General features: G+C 68.5%; 14 protein-coding genes. All 14 read left to right on the top strand.

Going from position 1 to position 17,484, the window contains the following annotated elements:
- The first annotated feature begins 23 nt into the window (after positions 1-23).
- The 14 genes from ftsL (at position 24) to lpxC (ending at position 17,463) form a co-directional block, all read left to right on the top strand.
- The gene (gene ftsL / locus IV088_RS18830) at positions 24-314 is read left to right on the top strand and encodes a cell division protein FtsL (protein WP_291105345.1); all 291 of its coding nucleotides are present in this window, start codon (positions 24-26) and stop codon (positions 312-314) included.
- Positions 311-2,056 carry a penicillin-binding protein 2 gene (locus IV088_RS18825; protein WP_291105343.1) on the top strand — a complete coding sequence of 582 codons (1,746 nt, stop codon included), beginning with the start codon at positions 311-313 and terminating at the stop codon, positions 2,054-2,056. Before ftsL ends, IV088_RS18825 begins: the two co-directional genes overlap by 4 nt.
- Entirely contained in the window at positions 2,056-3,600 is a 1,545-nt protein-coding gene (locus IV088_RS18820) for a UDP-N-acetylmuramoyl-L-alanyl-D-glutamate--2,6-diaminopimelate ligase (protein ID WP_291105342.1), read from the top strand. Before IV088_RS18825 ends, IV088_RS18820 begins: the two co-directional genes overlap by 1 nt.
- 17 nt (positions 3,601-3,617) lie before the next feature.
- Complete coding sequence (gene murF, locus IV088_RS18815) at positions 3,618-5,033, top strand: UDP-N-acetylmuramoyl-tripeptide--D-alanyl-D-alanine ligase (RefSeq protein ID WP_291105385.1); 1,416 nt, start codon at positions 3,618-3,620, stop codon at positions 5,031-5,033.
- Entirely contained in the window at positions 5,023-6,201 is a 1,179-nt protein-coding gene (mraY, locus tag IV088_RS18810; protein WP_236962403.1) for a phospho-N-acetylmuramoyl-pentapeptide-transferase, read from the top strand. The genes murF and mraY overlap by 11 nt, the downstream gene beginning before the upstream one ends.
- 7 nt (positions 6,202-6,208) lie before the next feature.
- On the top strand, positions 6,209-8,005 hold the full coding sequence (gene murD, locus IV088_RS18805; RefSeq protein ID WP_291105341.1) for a UDP-N-acetylmuramoyl-L-alanine--D-glutamate ligase: 1,797 nt from the start codon (positions 6,209-6,211) through the stop codon (positions 8,003-8,005).
- Positions 8,005-9,294 (top strand): putative lipid II flippase FtsW, encoded by a 1,290-nt coding sequence (ftsW, locus tag IV088_RS18800; protein WP_291105384.1) that lies wholly within the window; start codon positions 8,005-8,007, stop codon positions 9,292-9,294. Before murD ends, ftsW begins: the two co-directional genes overlap by 1 nt.
- An 85-nt stretch (positions 9,295-9,379) precedes the next feature.
- The gene (murG, locus tag IV088_RS18795) at positions 9,380-10,462 is read left to right on the top strand and encodes an undecaprenyldiphospho-muramoylpentapeptide beta-N-acetylglucosaminyltransferase (protein WP_291105340.1); all 1,083 of its coding nucleotides are present in this window, start codon (positions 9,380-9,382) and stop codon (positions 10,460-10,462) included.
- The gene (gene murC / locus IV088_RS18790) at positions 10,459-11,868 is read left to right on the top strand and encodes a UDP-N-acetylmuramate--L-alanine ligase (RefSeq protein WP_291105339.1); all 1,410 of its coding nucleotides are present in this window, start codon (positions 10,459-10,461) and stop codon (positions 11,866-11,868) included. The genes murG and murC overlap by 4 nt, the downstream gene beginning before the upstream one ends.
- The gene (locus IV088_RS18785; RefSeq protein WP_291105337.1) at positions 11,865-12,827 is read left to right on the top strand and encodes a D-alanine--D-alanine ligase; all 963 of its coding nucleotides are present in this window, start codon (positions 11,865-11,867) and stop codon (positions 12,825-12,827) included. The genes murC and IV088_RS18785 overlap by 4 nt, the downstream gene beginning before the upstream one ends.
- 10 nt (positions 12,828-12,837) lie before the next feature.
- A complete protein-coding gene (locus tag IV088_RS18780) occupies positions 12,838-13,632 on the top strand; it encodes a cell division protein FtsQ/DivIB (RefSeq protein WP_291105336.1) in 795 nt (264 codons plus the stop codon).
- Between the two features lie 13 nt (positions 13,633-13,645).
- The gene (gene ftsA, locus IV088_RS18775) at positions 13,646-14,875 is read left to right on the top strand and encodes a cell division protein FtsA (RefSeq protein WP_291105335.1); all 1,230 of its coding nucleotides are present in this window, start codon (positions 13,646-13,648) and stop codon (positions 14,873-14,875) included.
- Between the two features lie 252 nt (positions 14,876-15,127).
- Positions 15,128-16,336 carry a cell division protein FtsZ gene (gene ftsZ, locus IV088_RS18770; protein WP_291105333.1) on the top strand — a complete coding sequence of 403 codons (1,209 nt, stop codon included), beginning with the start codon at positions 15,128-15,130 and terminating at the stop codon, positions 16,334-16,336.
- A gap of 203 nt (positions 16,337-16,539) precedes the next feature.
- A complete protein-coding gene (gene lpxC / locus IV088_RS18765; protein WP_291105332.1) occupies positions 16,540-17,463 on the top strand; it encodes a UDP-3-O-acyl-N-acetylglucosamine deacetylase in 924 nt (307 codons plus the stop codon).
- Positions 17,464-17,484: the final 21 nt, after the last annotated feature.

The following is a 17,484-nucleotide window of genomic DNA, read 5'->3' as shown; positions in this document are numbered from 1 at the left end:
GCGCCAAAGATGGGTGGCTTGCCATGATCCGCCTGAACCTGATGCTGTTGCTGGCGGTGCTCGTCAGCGCGTTCTACCTGGTGCACACCCAGTACGAGTCGCGCCGCCTGTACACGGCCATCGACAAGTCCCGGGCCCAGTCGCACCGGCTGGAGGCGGATCACGAACAGCTGCAGGTTCAGAAACGCGAGCAGGCGACCCCGGCGCGCGTCCAGCAGCTGGCCGCCCGGCAGTTGCAGATGCGGCCGGTCAGCCCGGGCATCACGCAGTACGTGACGCTGCCGGCACAGCCCGCACCGGAGGTGGAGCGATGAGCAAGCCCCGCAGCCGCGCCATCAACTACAGCGCCAGCCCGCTGCTGGCCAGCAAGACGCCGGTCTGGCGCAGCAAGTTCATCGTCGCCGCGCTGGCGCTGGCCTTCGTGGGGCTGGGCGCACGCGCCGCCTACGTGCAGGTGTTTGGCAACGACTTCTTCCAGCGCCAGGGAGAGGTGCGTTTCGCCCGCACGCTGGAGCTGCCCGCCAACCGGGGTCGCGTGCTGGACCGCAACGGCTTGATCCTGGCGTCGAGCGTGGTCGCTCAAAGCATCTGGGCGATCCCGGAGGACGTCGACAAGACCGACCCCAAACTCAAGCAGCTGGCCAGGTTGCTGGAGATGCCGCTGCCGGAGCTGAGGAAGCGGCTGGCCAACGAGGACAAGACCTTTGTCTGGGTCAAGCGCCAGGTCGATGAGCCGATCGCCAAGGAGATCGCCGCCCTGGGCATCAAGGGCATCTACCAGCGCCGCGAGTACAAGCGCCAGTACCCCGAGGGTGAGGCAGCAGCGCACGTGGTGGGTTTCACCAACGTCGAGGACCGTGGCCAGGAAGGCGTGGAGCTGGCCTTCAACCAGCAGCTCTCCGGCAAGGCCGGGTCGCGCCGGGTGATCAAGGACCGGCTGGGCCGGGTGATCGAGGACGTGCGCGACGTCATTCCACCGGTGGACGGACCCGACCTCCAGCTCTCCATCGACAGCAAGGTGCAGTACTTCGCCTACGAGAAGTTGCGCGATGCGGTGAAAAGCCACAAGGCCAAGGCGGGCAGCGTGATCGTGCTCGATGTCCAGACGGGCGAGGTGCTCGCGCTGGCCAACTACCCCAGCTACAACCCGAACAAACGCCTCAACCTGACCGGCGAACAGCTGCGCAACCGCGTGCTGACCGACAGCTTCGAGCCGGGTTCGACGATGAAGCCCTTCATCGCGGCGCTGGCACTGGACAAAGGGCTGGTCAGGCCCACCACGCAGATCCAGACCGCGCCGGGGCGCATCAGCATCGGGGGCTCGTCCATCGGTGACTCGCATCCGCACGGAATACTCACGGTCAACGAGATCATCCAGAAGTCGAGCAACGTCGGCACGGTGAAGATGGCGATGCAGATGCACCCGCGCGAGATGTGGGAGACCTTTGCCCAGGCCGGTTTCGGGCAGAAGCCGCAGGTGCCGTTCCCGGGCGCGGTCACGGGGCGCCTGCGCCCCTACAAGAGCTGGCGCCCGATCGAGCAGGCGACGATGAGCTACGGCTACGGTCTGTCCGTGTCGCTGTTCCAGCTGGCGCAGTCCTACACGATCTTTGCCCGCGACGGTGAGTTGATCCCGGTGAGCATGCTCAAGTCCGAGACGCTGGCCACCGGGGTCCGGGTGTTCAGCGAGAAGAACACGGTGTCGGTGCGCAAGATGCTGGAGCTGGCCGCCGGGCCGGGTGGCACCGCCCCCAAGGCCCAGACCATGGGTTACTCGGTCGGTGGCAAGACCGGCACCGCACACAAGCAGGAAGGCAAGGGCTACGCCGACAGGAAGTACCGCTCGTTCTTTGTCGGTCTGGCGCCGGTGGAGGCGCCGCGCATCGTGGTCGCCGTGATGATCGACGAGCCGTCCAACGGTGAGTACTTTGGCGGCCTCGTGGCCGCGCCCGTGTTCAGCGAAACGGTGCAGCAGAGCCTGCGCGTGCTGGGGGTGCAGCCCGACATGAACGTCAAGCCGCAGATCGTGACCGAAGCGGTGGAAGAGTCGTTCTGATGCAGGTCATGCAACATCCCCAGACCGTGGCCGACTGGCTGCGCGAGCGCGTGCGCGGCGACCTGCAGTGCGACAGCCGTCGGGTGCACGCCGGCGATGCCTTTGTCGCCTGGCCGGGTGCCGCGACCGACGGCCGGCGCTACGTGGCGGGCGCGCTGCAGGCCGGGGCGGTGGCGGCGCTGGTCGAGCGCGACGGTGTGGAGCCGTTCGATTTCCAGGACGACCGGGTGGTCGCCGTGCCGAGCCTCAAGGCGCAGGCCGGTTTCATCGCGAGCGCTTACCAGCGCCACCCCAGCCACGCGCTGGACGTGATCGCCTTCACCGGCACCAACGGCAAAACCTCCAGCGCCTGGTGGATGGCGCAGCTGTTGTCCTCGGTGGGGCGGCCCTGTGCGCTGGTGGGCACGCTGGGCATCGGTCAACCGCCCTTGGCCGGACAGCCGGGCCAACCCCTCGTGCCCACCGGCCTGACCACGCCCGACCCGGTGCTGTTGCAGGCGCGTCTGCGCGGCATGGTGGACGCGGGCATCCAGGCCTGTGCCATCGAGGCCTCGTCCATCGGCCTGATCGAAGGCCGGCTCAACGCCACCCAGATCCAGGTCGCGGTGTTCACGAATTTCACCCAGGACCACCTGGATTTCCACGGCAGCATGGCCGACTACTGGGCGGCCAAGGCCGCGCTGTTCGACTGGCCTGGGCTGGCGCACGCGGTGGTGAACCTCGACGATGCCCAGGGGCTGGCGCTGGCCGTCTCTCTGGCTGGTCGCGGCCTGGACCTCTGGACCTTCGGTCTGGAAGAGGGCACGCAGACGCTGGCGCCCCGGCTGTGTGCGCTCGACATCGGCTTCACCGACAGCGGCATGCGCTGGGTCGTGCAGGAGTGCGACCCGTCGGGGCAGGTGGTCGAATCTCGCGCCATGAACCTGCCCCTGGTGGGCCGCTACAACGTGTCCAACCTGCTGGGCGTGCTGGCCTCGGCCCGCGCGCTCGGTGTGCCGCTGGTGGACGCGGTCGCGGCCTGCGGCGCGCTCACCCCCGTGCCCGGGCGCATGGAGCAGGTGGCCGTGGCGGACGGTCTGCCGCTGGTCCTGGTCGATTACGCCCATACACCCGACGCGCTCGAAAAGGCCTTGCAGGCCCTGCAGCCCCTGGCGCAACAGCGCGGCGGCGCGATCTGGGCCGTGGCCGGTTGTGGTGGCGACCGCGACGCCAGCAAGCGCCCGCTCATGGCGGCTGTGGCCGAACGCGAAGCCCGGCGGGTGGTGCTCACCAGCGACAACCCGCGCAGCGAAGACCCGCAGGCGATCCTGGGGCAGATGGTGGCCGGTCTGGCGCAGCCCGCGAACGCCCTGGTCGAAGCGGATCGCGCGGCGGCCATCGCGCTTGCCGTGCAACGCGCGGACGCCCGCGACGTGGTGCTGATCGCCGGCAAGGGGCACGAGGACTACCAGGACGTGATGGGCGTGAAGCGACCGTTTTCCGATGTGGTGCAGGCACGCGAGGCGCTCGGCCTTCGCCGCGCCCAGCAGGGAGCCGCCGCATGAACGGCCTGTTCCCGCTCATGGCCCGCCTCACGGGGGCACGCGCGGTCGGCACGCCGGATGCCGAGGTGAGCCGCGTGCACACCGACACCCGCAGCCTGCAGCCCGGCGACCTGTTCGTGGCCCTCAAGGGCGAACGGTTTGACGCCCACGCGTTCCTGCCGCAGGCGAAGGCCCAGGGCGCCGTGGCCGCCATCGCCCACGGCGGGCTGCACGAAGCCGGCCTGCCCGGTGTGGAAGTGCCCGACACGCGCCTGGCGCTGGGCGAGCTGGCCCGTCTGTGGCGCGAACAGTTCAACCTGCCGCTGATCGCCGTGACCGGCAGCAACGGCAAGACCACGGTGACGCAGATGGTCGCGTCCATCCTGCGCGCGGCAGCGGGCGCCGCATCGCACGCCACGCAGGGCAACCTGAACAACGACATCGGTGTGCCGCTCACGCTGTTGCGCCTGCGCGCGGAGCACCGGCTCGCGGTGATCGAGCTGGGCATGAACCACCCGGGCGAGATCGCCTGGCTCGCCGCCATTACCCAGGCCACGGTGGCGCTGGTGAACAACGCCCAGCGTGAACACCAGGAGTTCATGGGCACGGTCGAGGCCGTGGCGCGCGAAAACGGCGAGGTCATCGCGGCCTTGCGCGCCGACGGCGTGGCCGTGTTCCCCAGTGACGACGCCTACACGTTCGTGTGGCGCGAACTGGCGGCCACCCGGCGCACCCTCACGTTCAGCGACAGCGATCCCGGGGCCGATGTGCATGCCCTGAGCGCCGAGTGGCTGGACGGCGCCTGGGCGCTGCGCTTCGCCACGCCGGCGGGCGAAAGCCATTGCCGCCTCCACATTGCCGGTCGACACAACGTGCGCAACGCCCTGGCCGCGGCCGCCTGCGCGCTGGCCGCTGGGGTGGCGCTCGCGGACGTCGTTCGCGGGCTTGACAGCTTTGAGCCGGTCGGCGGCCGCTCGCGCGCGCTGTCGCTGCCCTTGCCCGGCCGTGCCGTCACCCTGATCGACGACACCTACAACGCCAACCCCGATTCCGTGGTCGCGGCCATCCGCGTGCTGGCCGAGCTGCCGGCGCCCCGCGTGCTGGTGCTGGGTGACATGGGTGAGGTCGGTGAACAGGGGCTGGACTTCCACCTGGAGGTGCTGCGCCAGGCCATGGCCTCGGGCATCGAGACGGTGCACTGCACCGGCGACTGGATGGCGCAGGCGGTGGCCGCCATGACCGCGGCGGGTGAGCCCACACCACGGCACTGGATCGACATGTCCAGCCTGATGGCGCACATCAGCCAGACCGTGGCCGCCGGCTCGCCAACGGCGGTGCGCAGTGTGTTGGTGAAGGGCTCGCGCTTCATGCGCATGGAGCGTGTGGTGCAGGCCCTTCAGGCCTTGGACACCGTCGAAACAAAAGAACACAAGGACCCCTCACATGCTGCTTAGCCTGGCCCTGTGGCTGCAAAGCCTGGGACCCGAATTCGGGTTCCTCCGGGTGTTTCAGTACCTGACCTTCCGCGCGGTGATGGCCGCGCTGACGGCGCTCATCGTCGGGCTGGTCGCCGGCCCCTATTTCATCCGCCGGCTGGCCGCGCTCAAGATCGGCCAGCCGATCCGTGAGTACGCGATGCAGACCCACATCAGCAAGGGCGGCACGCCGACCATGGGCGGTGTGCTGATCCTGTTTTCGATCGCGCTGTCCACCCTGCTGTGGTTCGACATGTCCAACCGCTTCGTGTGGATCGTGCTGTGGGTGACGCTGGGGTTTGGCGCCATCGGCTGGGCGGACGACTGGCGCAAGGTGGTGCGCAAGGACCCCGAGGGCATGCCCTCGCGCGAGAAGTACCTCTGGCAATCGCTGATCGGGCTGGTCGCCGCGTTCTACCTGGTGTTCAGCGTCTCGGGCACGAGCAACCTGCGCGTGATCGAGCTGTTCTTCCAGTGGGTGCTGTCGGGCTTCACCGTGGAGCTGCCGCCGCAGGCGGGCCTGATGGTGCCGTTCTTCAAGGAAGTCAGCTACCCGCTGGGCGTGTTCGGCTTCGTGGTGATGACCTACCTGGTGATCGTCGGATCGAGCAACGCGGTCAACCTCACCGATGGCCTGGACGGTCTGGCGATCATGCCGGTGGTGATGGTCGGTTCGGCGCTGGGCGTGTTCGCCTACGTGACCGGCAGCGCCGTGTTCTCGCGCTACCTGCTGCTGCCGCACATCCCTGGCGCGGGCGAGCTGCTGATCTTCTGCGCGGCCATGGCCGGTGCGGGCCTGGCCTTTCTGTGGTTCAACACCCACCCCGCCCAGGTGTTCATGGGTGACGTGGGCGCGCTCGCGCTGGGCGGTGCGCTGGGCACCATCGCCGTCATCGTGCGCCAGGAAATCGTGCTCGCCATCATGGGCGGCATCTTCGTGGTGGAAGCCCTGTCGGTGATGCTGCAGGTGACCTACTTCAAGTACACCAAGCGCCGCTACGGCCAGGGTCAGCGCCTGTTCCAGATGGCGCCGCTGCACCACCACTTCGAGAAGAAGGGCTGGAAGGAAACGCAGGTCGTGGTCCGCTTCTGGATCATCACCATGCTGCTGTGCCTCGTGGGCCTGTCCACCCTGAAGCTGCGTTGAATCCACGATGAACGCCCTTCAAGACCAACACGTTCTCATCCTCGGCCTGGGCATCTCCGGGCTGTCGATGGCGCGCTGGTGTGTGCGCCATGGCGCGGTGGTGACCGTGGCCGACACGCGCGAGGCCCCGCCCTCGCTGGCCGCCCTGCGCGCCGAGTGTCCGCAGACGGCGTTCGTGGCGGGGCCGTTCGATGACAGCCTGCTGGCGCGACAGCCCTGGAACGTGATCGCGCGCAGCCCGGGCCTGCCGCCCGAGCAACTGGCCCCGGCCCGGGCCTGGGCGCAGCAACAGGGCGCCGCCTTCGTGGGCGAACTCGACCTGTTCGCGCAGGCCCTGCAGGACCTGTCATTGCGCGAGCGCCTGCCCTACAAGCCGAAGGTGCTGGCCATCACCGGCACCAACGGCAAGACCACCGTGACCTCGCTCACCGGCCTGCTGCTGGAGCGTTGTGGCTGGAACGTGGCCGTGGCCGGCAACATCGGTCCCGCTTTGCTGGACGTGCTGGGTGCGGCGCTGGACGCTGAAGCCCGGGCCGAAGCGGACGCCGCGGCGCAGGCCGAAGCCGATGCGGCACTGGCTCCTGTCGCCGCACCGGTGGCAGCTGAGCCCGCCGTGGAAGAGGTGGAAACGCCGGTCGCCGATGCACAGGGCGAGCTGCTGCCGGCCGACGAAGACGAGCTCCTGCCCGCGCCCGAGGACGACGGTGAGGCCCCCGTGTTGCGGGTGCCGCCACCCATCGAACCCCTGCCGCCACCGCACCTGCCCGCGGCCTGGGTGCTCGAACTCTCCAGCTTCCAGCTCGACGGCACCGCCGGTGGCGCCTGGGATGGCGTGCCGACGGCGGCCACCGTGCTCAACATCACCGAAGACCACCTCGACTGGCACGGTTCCATGGCCGCCTACGCCCAGGCGAAGGCGGCCGTGTTCGGCACGCAGGCCCTGATGCTGCTCAACCGCGATGATGCGCAGGTCATGGCGATGAAGCCCGCCAACGTGACGGTGAAGATCGGCGGCCGCAACCGCCAGCAGCCCGCGCGGCCTTGGGCCACCTTCGGGCTGGATGCGCCGAAGCGCGCCGGTGACTGGGGCATCGAATCCATGAACGGCATGGACTGGCTGGTGCGTGCGCTCGCGCTGGACGAAACCCGCAAGCGGGGCCGCGCCAGCGATGAAGAGGAAGAGATCTACTTCCAGCGCCTGATGCCGGCGGATGCCCTGCGCATCCGTGGGCGGCACAACGCCGCCAACGCGCTGGCGGCGCTGGCACTGGCGAATTCCACCGGGGCCTTGCTGGCCCCCATGTTGCACGGCCTGCGCGAATACCGGGGTGAGCCGCACCGGGTCGAGCCCATCGGCATCCTCAACGAGGTCGAGTACTTCGACGACAGCAAGGGCACCAACGTGGGCGCCACGCTCGCGGCCATCCGTGGGCTGGGCGCCGACCGCCGCCTGGTCGTGATCCTGGGCGGTGACGGCAAGGGGCAGGACTTCGCCCCGCTGGCCGAGCCCCTGGCGCGCCACGCGCGCGCGGCGGTGCTGATCGGCCGCGACGCCTTGCGCATCCGTGAACAGGTGCAGGCCGCCGCCGAACTCGCCGGTGTGCCACTGCTCGACGCCGCGAGCCTGTCCGAAGCGGTCGCCCTGTGCGCGGCCCAGGCGCACGGCGGCGATGCGGTCCTGCTCTCGCCCGCCTGTGCCAGCATGGACATGTTTCGCGACTACAAACATCGCGCCGACGTGTTCGTCGAAGCGGTGCGTGCGCTGGCCGACGAGCAGGGTGTGAGCCTGGAGGGCGCGTCATGATGGCCGCGCTGAACCCTGGTTTGGGCAAATTGCGCGCTCGCCTTGGCGCCCTGCTGCCTCGCGTGGTGGGCCTGGGCAACGCGATCGGCGCTGACGGACTGCCCGTGCGCCTGTCCAACCGGACCTACGCCGGCACCCGGCAAGGCCAGGTGCGCGAGCTGGGCTTTGACCAGCCCTTGCTGTGGGTCGTGATGGCCCTGATGGCCTGGGGCCTGGTGATGGTGTACTCCGCCTCGATTGCGCTTCCCGACAACCCGCGCTTCGCCAACTACGCGCCCACCCACTTTGTGGTGCGCCATGGCCTGTTCATCCTGATCGGCCTGATCGGCTCGCTGATGGTGTTCCAGGTGCCGATGCAGACCTGGGAGCGGTTCGCGCCCTGGCTGTTTGCGTTCGCCCTGCTGCTGCTGGTGCTGGTGCTGGTGCCGTTCATCGGCAAGGGCGTCAACGGCGCGCGGCGCTGGTTCTCGCTGGGCATCATCAGCTTCCAGCCGTCGGAGCTGGCCAAGCTCACCATCCTGCTGTATGCCGCCGACTACATGGTGCGCAAGATGGACGTGAAGGAGCGCTTCTTCCGCGCCGTGGCGCCGATGGCGGTGGCCCTGGCGGTGGTCGGCATGCTGCTGCTGGCCGAACCGGACATGGGCGCCTTCATGGTGATCGTCGTGATCGCCATGGGCATCCTGTTCCTGGGCGGGGTGAACGCGCGCATGTTCTTCCTGATCGCGCTGGTCGTGGTGGGGGCGTTTGCCCTGATGGTCATGATGAGCGAGTGGCGGCGCGAGCGCATCTTTGCCTACCTCGATCCCTGGAGCGAGCAGTACGCGCTGGGCAAGGGCTACCAGCTGTCGCACTCTTTGATCGCGTTCGGGCGCGGTGAAATTTTTGGCGTGGGGCTGGGGGGCAGCGTGGAAAAGCTGCACTGGCTGCCCGAAGCCCACACCGACTTCCTGCTCGCGGTCATCGGCGAAGAGTTCGGCCTGATCGGCGTGCTGACCGTGATCGGCATCTTCATGTGGATGATCCGCCGCATCATGCACATCGGCCGCCAGGCCATCGCGCTCGATCAGGTGTTTGCGGGGCTGGTGGCGCAGGGTGTGGGTCTGTGGATCGGCTTCCAGGCCTTCATCAACATCGGCGTGAACCTCGGCGCCCTGCCCACCAAGGGCCTGACGCTGCCATTGATGAGCTACGGCGGCTCGGCCATCCTGCTCGAACTGGTCGCGCTGGCCATCGTGCTGCGGGTGGACCATGAAAACCGCCAGCTGATGAAGGGTGGGCGGTCGTGATCAACAGGCGGTTTCTTCAAAACAGCCAGGCAGGCGCGCAGCGGCTGCGGATGCGGCACGCATCGCTGATGAAGGGAGGGTGCGCATGACACAGCGTCAACCCTGCGCCCTCATCATGGCCGGTGGCACCGGCGGCCACATCTTCCCCGGTCTGGCCGTGGCCGAGGCCTTGCGCGACAAAGGCTGGCGCGTGCACTGGCTGGGCTCGCCCGGCAGCATGGAAAGCCGCCTGGTGCCCCCGCGCGGTTTTGCGCTGGAGCTGATCGACTTTGGCGGCGTGCGTGGCAAGGGTCTCAAGACCCTGTTCCTGCTGCCGCTGCGCCTGCTCCGCGCCTTCTGGCAGGCCCTGGGCGTGGTGGGCCGCGTGAAGCCGGATGTGCTGGTCGGGCTCGGTGGCTACATCACCTTCCCCGGCGGCATGATGGGCGTGTTGCGCGGCAAGCCGCTGGTGCTGCACGAACAGAACTCGGTCGCCGGCATGGCCAACAAGGTGCTGGCCGGCATCGCCGACCGGGTGTTCACCGCGTTCCCCAACGTGTTCAACAAAGCCGAGTGGGTGGGCAACCCGTTGCGCGCCGAGTTTCTGCGGCAGGCACCGCCCGCCGAACGCTTCGCCGGTCGCCGTGGCCCGTTGCGCCTGCTGGTGGTCGGTGGCAGCCTGGGGGCCAAGGCGCTCAACGACACCGTGCCGCAGGCGCTGGCGCTGATGCCCGCGGAGCAGCGACCGCAGGTGATCCACCAGAGCGGCGAAAAGCAGATCGACGCCCTGCGCGCCAACTACGAAGCCGCAGGTGTGCAGGCCGAGCTGACCCCTTTCATCCAGGACACGGCCAGCGCCTTCGCCGAGGCCGACCTCATCGTCTGCCGCGCTGGCGCCAGCACGGTGACGGAGATCGCGGCGGTGGGCGCGGCGGCCCTGTTTGTTCCCTTCCCGCACGCCGTGGACGACCACCAGACCACCAACGCCCGCTTCCTGGTGGAGGCCGGTGGGGCCTGGCTGGTGCCGCAAACCGCGTTCACGCCGGCCTCGCTCGCTCAGACCTTGCAGGGCCTGGACCGCCAGCAACTCCTGGCCATGGCCACCCAGGCCCAACAGGTGCAGAAGACCGGTGCCGTGGCGGCGGTGGTGGCCGCGTGCGAGCAACTCGCGAAAGTCAAAACAGCATGAAACACGCCATTCGACACATTCACTTCGTTGGCATCGGTGGCTCGGGCATGAGCGGCATCGCCGAGGTGTTGCTGAACCAGGGGTTCCGCATCACCGGCAGCGACCTCGGCGAGAACGCCGCGACGCGCCGCCTGGAATCCATGGGCGCACAGGTGCATGTCGGCCACGACGCGGCCTACATCGAGGGCGCCGATGCCATCGTCACCTCCACCGCGGTGAAGGAAGACAACCCCGAGGTGGTGGCCGCGCACGCGAAGCTGGTGCCGGTGGTGCCGCGCGCGGTGATGCTGGCCGAGCTGATGCGCATGAAAAAGGGTGTGGCCATCGCGGGCACGCACGGCAAGACCACGACCACCAGCCTCGTGGCCAGCGTGCTCGCCGCCGCCGGGCTGGACCCCACCTTCGTGATCGGTGGACGCCTCAACAGCGCGGGCGCCAATGCTCAGCTGGGCTCGGGCGAGTACATCGTGGTCGAGGCCGATGAGTCGGACGCCTCGTTCCTCAACCTGTTGCCGGTGCTCTCGGTCGTGACCAACATCGACGCCGACCACATGGACACCTACGGCCACGACTTCGGCCGGCTCAAGGGGGCGTTCATCGAGTTCCTGCACCGCATGCCGTTCTACGGCGCGGCGGTGGTGTGCGTGGACGACCCGGCGATCCGCGAGATCCTGCCGCAGATCGCCCGCCCCATCACCGGATACGGCTTCTCGGAGGACGCCCAGATGCGCGCGGTGGACGTGCGCGCCGTGGATGGCCAGATGCACTTCACCGTGCTGCGCAACAACGGCGGCGAGCAACCGCCGCTGGAGGTGGTGCTCAACCTGCCGGGCCAGCACAACGTGCTCAACGCGCTCGCGGCGATCGGCATCGCCGACGAACTCGGCGTGCCCGACGCGGCGGTGCAGCAGGCGCTGGCCGAGTTCAAGGGCGTGGGGCGTCGCTTCCAACTGTATGGCGAAGCGGCGCTGCCCTCCGGCGGCCGGGCGACCATCGTGGACGACTACGGTCACCACCCGGTGGAGATGGCGGCCACGCTGGCTGCCGCGCGCGGGGCCTTCCCGGGCCGCCGCCTGGTGCTGGCCTTCCAGCCGCACCGCTACAGCCGCACCCGCGACTGTTTTGAGGATTTTGTGAAGGTCATCGGCCATGCCGACGCCGTGTTGCTGGCCGAGGTGTACCCCGCCGGAGAGACCCCCATCGTGGCCGCCGACGGCCGCTCGCTGGCGCGCGCGCTGCGCGTGGCGGGCAAGCTGGAGCCGGTGTTCGTGGACGACATCGCGGACATGGCGCAGGCGGTGATGGACAACGCGCGCGATGGTGATGTGGTGCTGTGCATGGGCGCCGGCACCATCGGCGCGGTGTCGGGACAGGTGATCGAGATGGCACAGGGAGGCCGCCAATGAGCGCAACAGTGGATGCAAACAGCATGGGCAAGGTGGCGGTGCTGCTGGGCGGGCGTTCCGCTGAGCGCGAGGTCTCGCTGATGTCGGGCAGCGGCGTGCTGGCCGCGTTGAAAAGCAAGGGGGTGGACGCCCACGCGTTCGACCCGTCCGAGCGCGATCTGTCCGAGCTCAAGCGCGAGGGCTTCGACCGCTGCTTCATCGCGCTGCACGGCCGTTTCGGTGAAGACGGCACGGTGCAGGGCGCGCTGGAGCTGATGGGCATTCCCTACACCGGCCCCGGCGTCATGGCCTCGGCCGTGGCCATGGACAAGCTCATGACCAAGCGCATCTGGATCGCCGAAGGCCTGTCCACCCCGGCCTGGCGCCAGGTGAAGAGCGCCGCCGACACCCGCGCCGCGTTCGCCGCGCTGGGCTCGCCCATGATCGTCAAGCCCGTGCGCGAGGGGTCCACCATCGGTCTGACCAAGGTCACCACGCTGGAGCAGTGCGACGCCGCCTACGCGCTCGCCTCGGGCCAGGACCCGATGGTGATGTGCGAGCAGTTCATCGCCGGCGACGAGGTGACGATCCCCGTGCTCGGCACCGGCGCCGCCGCCCGCGCCCTGCCGGTGATCCGCATCGTGGCACCCGACGGCAACTACGACTACCAGCACAAGTACTTCACCGACGACACGAAATACCTCGTGCCCTGCGGCCTGCCGGAAGGCGAGGAGACCGCCATCCAGGCGCTGGTGCTGCAGGCCTTCCTCACGCTGGACTGCCGTGGCTGGGCGCGGGCCGACGTGATGATCGACGCGAAGACCCGCAAGCCCTACCTGCTGGAGATCAACACCTCGCCCGGCATGACCGGCCATTCGCTGGTGCCCATGTCGGCGCGGGCGGCCGGCCTGTCGTACGAAGACCTGTGCCTCACGCTGCTCGCCAGCGCGTCGCTGGACAACCCGGCCAAACCCGGCTGAGACCCACACCATGGACCGCGCCGATCTGCCCCTGGACGTCAAGCTCATGACCCTGGTCACCCGTGGCCTGGTGATGGTGTTTGTTGTCCTGTGCCTGGGGGTGGTCGGCACCTGGATCGCCCGCCATCCGGTCTGGAACCTGCGCGCCATCACTGTGCAGGGCGAGGTGTCCCACCAGAACGCCGTGGGGCTGCGTGCCCAGCTGGCGGCCCAGATGCGCAAGCAGCTGAGCGCCAGCTTCCTCACCGTCGATCTGCAGCTGGTGCGGGCCCTGTTCCAGACCGTGCCCTGGGTGCGCGAGGCGCGGGTGCAGCGCGAGTTTCCGAACCGCCTGCGGGTCACGCTCGAAGAGCACCAGGCGGTGGCGTGGTGGGGTCAGGCCGGGTCGGGCCAGCTGGTCAGCCGCCTGGGCGAGGTGTTCGAGGCCAGCCCCGACGACGGCGATGGCCTGCCCGAGCTGGCGGGCCCGGTGGAGCAGGCGCCGCAGGTGTGGGCGCTGTACCAGACGCTGTCGGCCGAACTGGGCCGCCTCGAGATGGGCCTGGTGCGGCTGGAGCTCAACGAGCGCGGCAACTGGCGGGCCGAACTCGACAACGGCGCCCACATCGAGCTGGGCCGTGGCACCCCCGAAGACCTGCTGGAGCGCACCCGCCGCTTCACCGCCACCCTGGGCCAGCTGACCCAGCGCTACCCCGGCGCGCTGCAGACCGTGGACCTGCGTTACCCCAATGGCTACGCGCTGCGTGTGCAGGGCGTGACCACGGTGACCGAAGACGACCCCAAGAAACCAACACCAACCCGCTGAACAGAAAACGATCATGGCCAAGGAATACAAGGATTTGGTGGTGGGACTGGACATTGGCACCGCCAAGATCATGGTGGTGGTGGCCGAGGTCCAGGCCACGGGTGAACTCAAGCTCGCCGGCCTGGGCGTGTCGGCCAGCCACGGCCTCAAGCGCGGCGTGGTGGTCAACATCGACGCCACGGTGCAGAGCATCCAGCAGGCGCTGAAAGAGGCCGAGCTGATGGCCGACTGCCGCATCGCCCGCGTCTACACCGGCATCACCGGCAGCCACATCCGCGGCATCAACAGCAGCGGCATGGTGGCCATCAAGGACCGCGAGGTCACCCAGGCCGACGTGGCGCGGGTGATCGAGACCGCCAAGGCCATCAACATTTCCACCGACCAGCGCCTGCTGCTGGTCGAGCCGCAAGAGTTTGTGATCGACGGTCAGGAAGTGAAAGAGCCCATCGGCATGAGCGGCATCCGCCTGGAGGCCAAGGTGCACATCGTGACCGGTGCGCAGAGCGCGGCCGAGAACATCATCAAGTGCGTGCGCCGCTGCGGGCTGGAGGTGGACCAGCTCATGCTCAACCCGCTGGCTTCCAGCCAGGCCGTGCTGACCGACGACGAGAAAGAACTCGGCGTGGCGCTGGTGGACATCGGCGCCGGCACCACCGACGTCGCGATCTTCGCGGGCGGTGCGATCCGCCACACGGCCGTGATCCCGATCGCGGGCGACCTGATCACCAGCGACATTGCCATGGCGTTGCGCACGCCCACCAAAGACGCCGAAGACATCAAGGTCGAACACGGTTGCGCCAAGCAGTTGCTGGCCGACCCGGACCAGCAGGTGGAAGTGCCCGGCCTGGGCGATCGCGGCCCACGCATGCTCAGCCGCCAGGCGCTGGCGGGCGTGATCGAGCCGCGGGTGGAAGAGATCTTTGCGCTGGTGCAGCAGGTGATCCGCGACTCGGGGTTTGAAGAGGTGCTGTCGTCGGGCATCGTGCTCACGGGCGGCAGCGCGGTCATGCCGGGCATGGTCGAGCTCGGGGAGGACATCTTCCTCAAGCCCGTTCGCCGGGGCATGCCGCACTACGCCTCTGCGCTGTCCGACATGGTGGCCCAGCCGCGCGCAGCGACGGTCATGGGCCTGCTGGAAGAGGCACGGATCGCCCGGGTGCGCGGCCACAAGGTGGCGCAGAAGGCGGGCTCCATGCAGAGCGCACTGGACCGCATGAAAAACTGGTTTGTGGGGACATTCTGATGACGCCATTGATCACCCCTGCGCCGCGCTTGTCGCGCGTCACCCCCTCAAGGGGGCGGCACCTGTCGACTGGCGGAGCCAGATCGACGCTGCCCTTGTCGGCTCGGACCCGGCCTCTTCCCCGATCCCGATGCGCCGATTGCACCGGACCGCCTGGCTGAGGCGCCCCACAGCACGACGAACCGAATCCGATTTTTTGAATTGAAACAACGCCCGGAACCCAGCGGTCAAGGGCACACCCAGGAGAGCAACATGAGCATCGAAATGATTGAAGTCGAGGAATTCAACGCAGGCACGCAGATCAAGGTGATCGGCGTCGGCGGTGGCGGTGGCAACGCGGTGGACCACATGATTTCCCGCCACGTGCAGGGCGTGGAGTTCATCTGCGCCAACACCGATGCGCAGGCGCTCACCCGCAGCGCCGCCGGTCGCACCATCCAGCTCGGTGCCAGCGGCCTGGGCGCGGGCAGCAAGCCCGAAAAGGGCCGCGAGGCCGCCGAACTCGCGATCGACGAAATCCGCACCGCCATCGACGGCGCGCACATGCTCTTCATCACCGCCGGCATGGGCGGGGGCACTGGCACGGGTGCCGCGCCCGTGATCGCCCGAGTGGCCAAGGAAATGGGCATCCTGACCGTGGGCGTGGTCACCAAACCCTTCGATTTCGAAGGCGGCAAGCGCATGCAGAACGCCGACGCGGGCCTGGCCGAACTCGAAGCCAATGTGGACTCGCTGATCGTGGTGCTCAACGACAAGCTGCTCGAGGTGCTGGGCGACGACGTGACGCAGGACGAGGCCTTTGCCCACGCCAACGACGTGCTGAAAAACGCCGTGGGCGGCATCGCCGAGATCATCAACGAGTACGGCAACGTGAACGTCGACTTCGAAGACGTGCGCACCGTGATGGGCGAACCCGGCAAGGCCATGATGGGCACCGCCGTGGCCGCCGGCCCGGACCGCGCGCGCATCGCCGCCGAGCAGGCCGTGGCCTGCCCGCTGCTCGAAGGCATCGACCTCTCGGGCGCCAAGGGCGTGCTGGTGCTCGTCACTGCCGCGAAGGGCTCACTCAAGCTGTCGGAATCGAAGCTGGCCATGAACACGATCCGCGCCTACGCTTCGCCGGACGCGCACGTGATCTACGGTGCCGCCTACGACGACGAGCTGGGCGACGGAATGCGCGTCACCGTGGTCGCCACCGGCCTGAGCCGCCAGGGTGTTCGCCGCACCGCGCCCCCGCTGCAGGTGCTGCGCACCGGCACCGACAACACGCCGTTCAATGTGCCCACGGTGAACGCGGTGGTGGGTGGTGCTGGCGCCGCCCAGCCCGACTACCACTCGATGGCCGTGCCCAGCGTGTGGCGCACCAACCGCACCCAGGCCGCGGCCAAGGTGGATGCGCTGGCGTCGGGCGGGATGGACGACTTCGAGATCCCGGCTTTCCTGCGGAAGCAGGCGGATTGAGAGGATTCCCCCCTGCGCGGCTGCGCCGCTTCCCCCCGGAGGGGGGACAACGCTGGTGGCCCGGCAAAGCCGGTTCCACGGCGTTCCCGGCGCTCGCTCGCAGGGGCGCTGGCGAACCTCGCTGGGCTGGTTGGGGAGAAGTCCAATCGCCGGGATAGTTTTTCTGGTCAGCGCGTTTTCGTCCACAAAACTAAAATCACTGGATGCTCGCTCAACGCACCCTGAAATCTCTCACCAAGGCGGTTGGCGTCGGTCTGCACAGCGGTCAGCGCGTGGAGCTGACGCTGCGGCCGGCCGCGCCCGACACCGGCATCGTGTTCCGCCGCGTCGATCTGCCCGAGCCGGTGGAGATTCCGGTCAATGCCGATGCCGTGTCCGACACGCGCATGGCCTCGACGATCTCCAACGGTGGCGTCAAGGTGCAGACCATCGAGCACATCATGAGCGCCGCCGCCGGGCTCGGTCTGGACAACCTGTACGTGGACATCACGGCCGAAGAGGTCCCCATCCTCGACGGCTCCTCGGCCTCGTTTGTTTACCTGCTCCAGAGCGCCGGCATCGCCATGCAGAAGGCGCCCAAGCGGTTCATCCGGCTCAAGCGGCCGGTGGAGGTGCGAGAGGGTGAGGGCCGCTCGCTCAAATGGGCGCGGTTGGACCCGTTCCATGGCTACAAACTGGCCTTCGAGATCGAGTTCGATCACCCGGCGGTGAACTCCAGCGGCCAGCGCGTGGAGTTCGACATGGGCAGCGGGCGTTATGCGCGCGAGATCGCCCGGGCCCGCACCTTCGGGTTCACCCGTGATGTCGAGATGATGCGGTCCCACGGCCTGGCGCTCGGCGGTGGGCTGGACAACGCCATTGTGATGGACGACGTCAAGGTGCTCAACGCCGACGGCCTGCGTTACCAGGACGAGTTCGTCAAACACAAGATCCTTGATGCCATCGGCGACCTCTACATCATCGGCAAGCCGCTGCTGGCCGCCTACAGCGCCTTCCGCAGCGGCCACGCGCTGAACAACCTGCTGTTGCGCGCGCTGCTGGCGCAGCCCGAGGCCTACGAGGTCGTGAGCTTCGACCACGAGCGCGAGGCCCCCAGCGGTTTCGCTCAGCTGGCCCCGGCCTGGTAGGCCCAGCCCGAGCGACCCAGA

Origin of the sequence: Hydrogenophaga sp. (assembly GCF_018780075.1) — a bacterium.
Taxonomy (GTDB): domain Bacteria; phylum Pseudomonadota; class Gammaproteobacteria; order Burkholderiales; family Burkholderiaceae_C; genus Hydrogenophaga.
The sequence above is the reverse complement of the archived record's forward strand: the minus strand, read 5'-3'. Positions and strand labels throughout refer to the sequence as shown.

Coding starts and splice junctions, on each gene's coding strand:
- ftsL (WP_291105345.1), top strand. CDS start 24: ATGATCCGCCTGAACCTGATGCTGTTGCTGGCGGTGCTCGTCAGCGCG.
- IV088_RS18825 (WP_291105343.1), top strand. CDS start 311: ATGAGCAAGCCCCGCAGCCGCGCCATCAACTACAGCGCCAGCCCGCTG.
- IV088_RS18820 (WP_291105342.1), top strand. CDS start 2,056: ATGCAGGTCATGCAACATCCCCAGACCGTGGCCGACTGGCTGCGCGAG.
- murF (WP_291105385.1), top strand. CDS start 3,618: ATGGCCCGCCTCACGGGGGCACGCGCGGTCGGCACGCCGGATGCCGAG.
- mraY (WP_236962403.1), top strand. CDS start 5,023: ATGCTGCTTAGCCTGGCCCTGTGGCTGCAAAGCCTGGGACCCGAATTC.
- murD (WP_291105341.1), top strand. CDS start 6,209: ATGAACGCCCTTCAAGACCAACACGTTCTCATCCTCGGCCTGGGCATC.
- ftsW (WP_291105384.1), top strand. CDS start 8,005: ATGGCCGCGCTGAACCCTGGTTTGGGCAAATTGCGCGCTCGCCTTGGC.
- murG (WP_291105340.1), top strand. CDS start 9,380: ATGACACAGCGTCAACCCTGCGCCCTCATCATGGCCGGTGGCACCGGC.
- murC (WP_291105339.1), top strand. CDS start 10,459: ATGAAACACGCCATTCGACACATTCACTTCGTTGGCATCGGTGGCTCG.
- IV088_RS18785 (WP_291105337.1), top strand. CDS start 11,865: ATGAGCGCAACAGTGGATGCAAACAGCATGGGCAAGGTGGCGGTGCTG.
- IV088_RS18780 (WP_291105336.1), top strand. CDS start 12,838: ATGGACCGCGCCGATCTGCCCCTGGACGTCAAGCTCATGACCCTGGTC.
- ftsA (WP_291105335.1), top strand. CDS start 13,646: ATGGCCAAGGAATACAAGGATTTGGTGGTGGGACTGGACATTGGCACC.
- ftsZ (WP_291105333.1), top strand. CDS start 15,128: ATGAGCATCGAAATGATTGAAGTCGAGGAATTCAACGCAGGCACGCAG.
- lpxC (WP_291105332.1), top strand. CDS start 16,540: ATGCTCGCTCAACGCACCCTGAAATCTCTCACCAAGGCGGTTGGCGTC.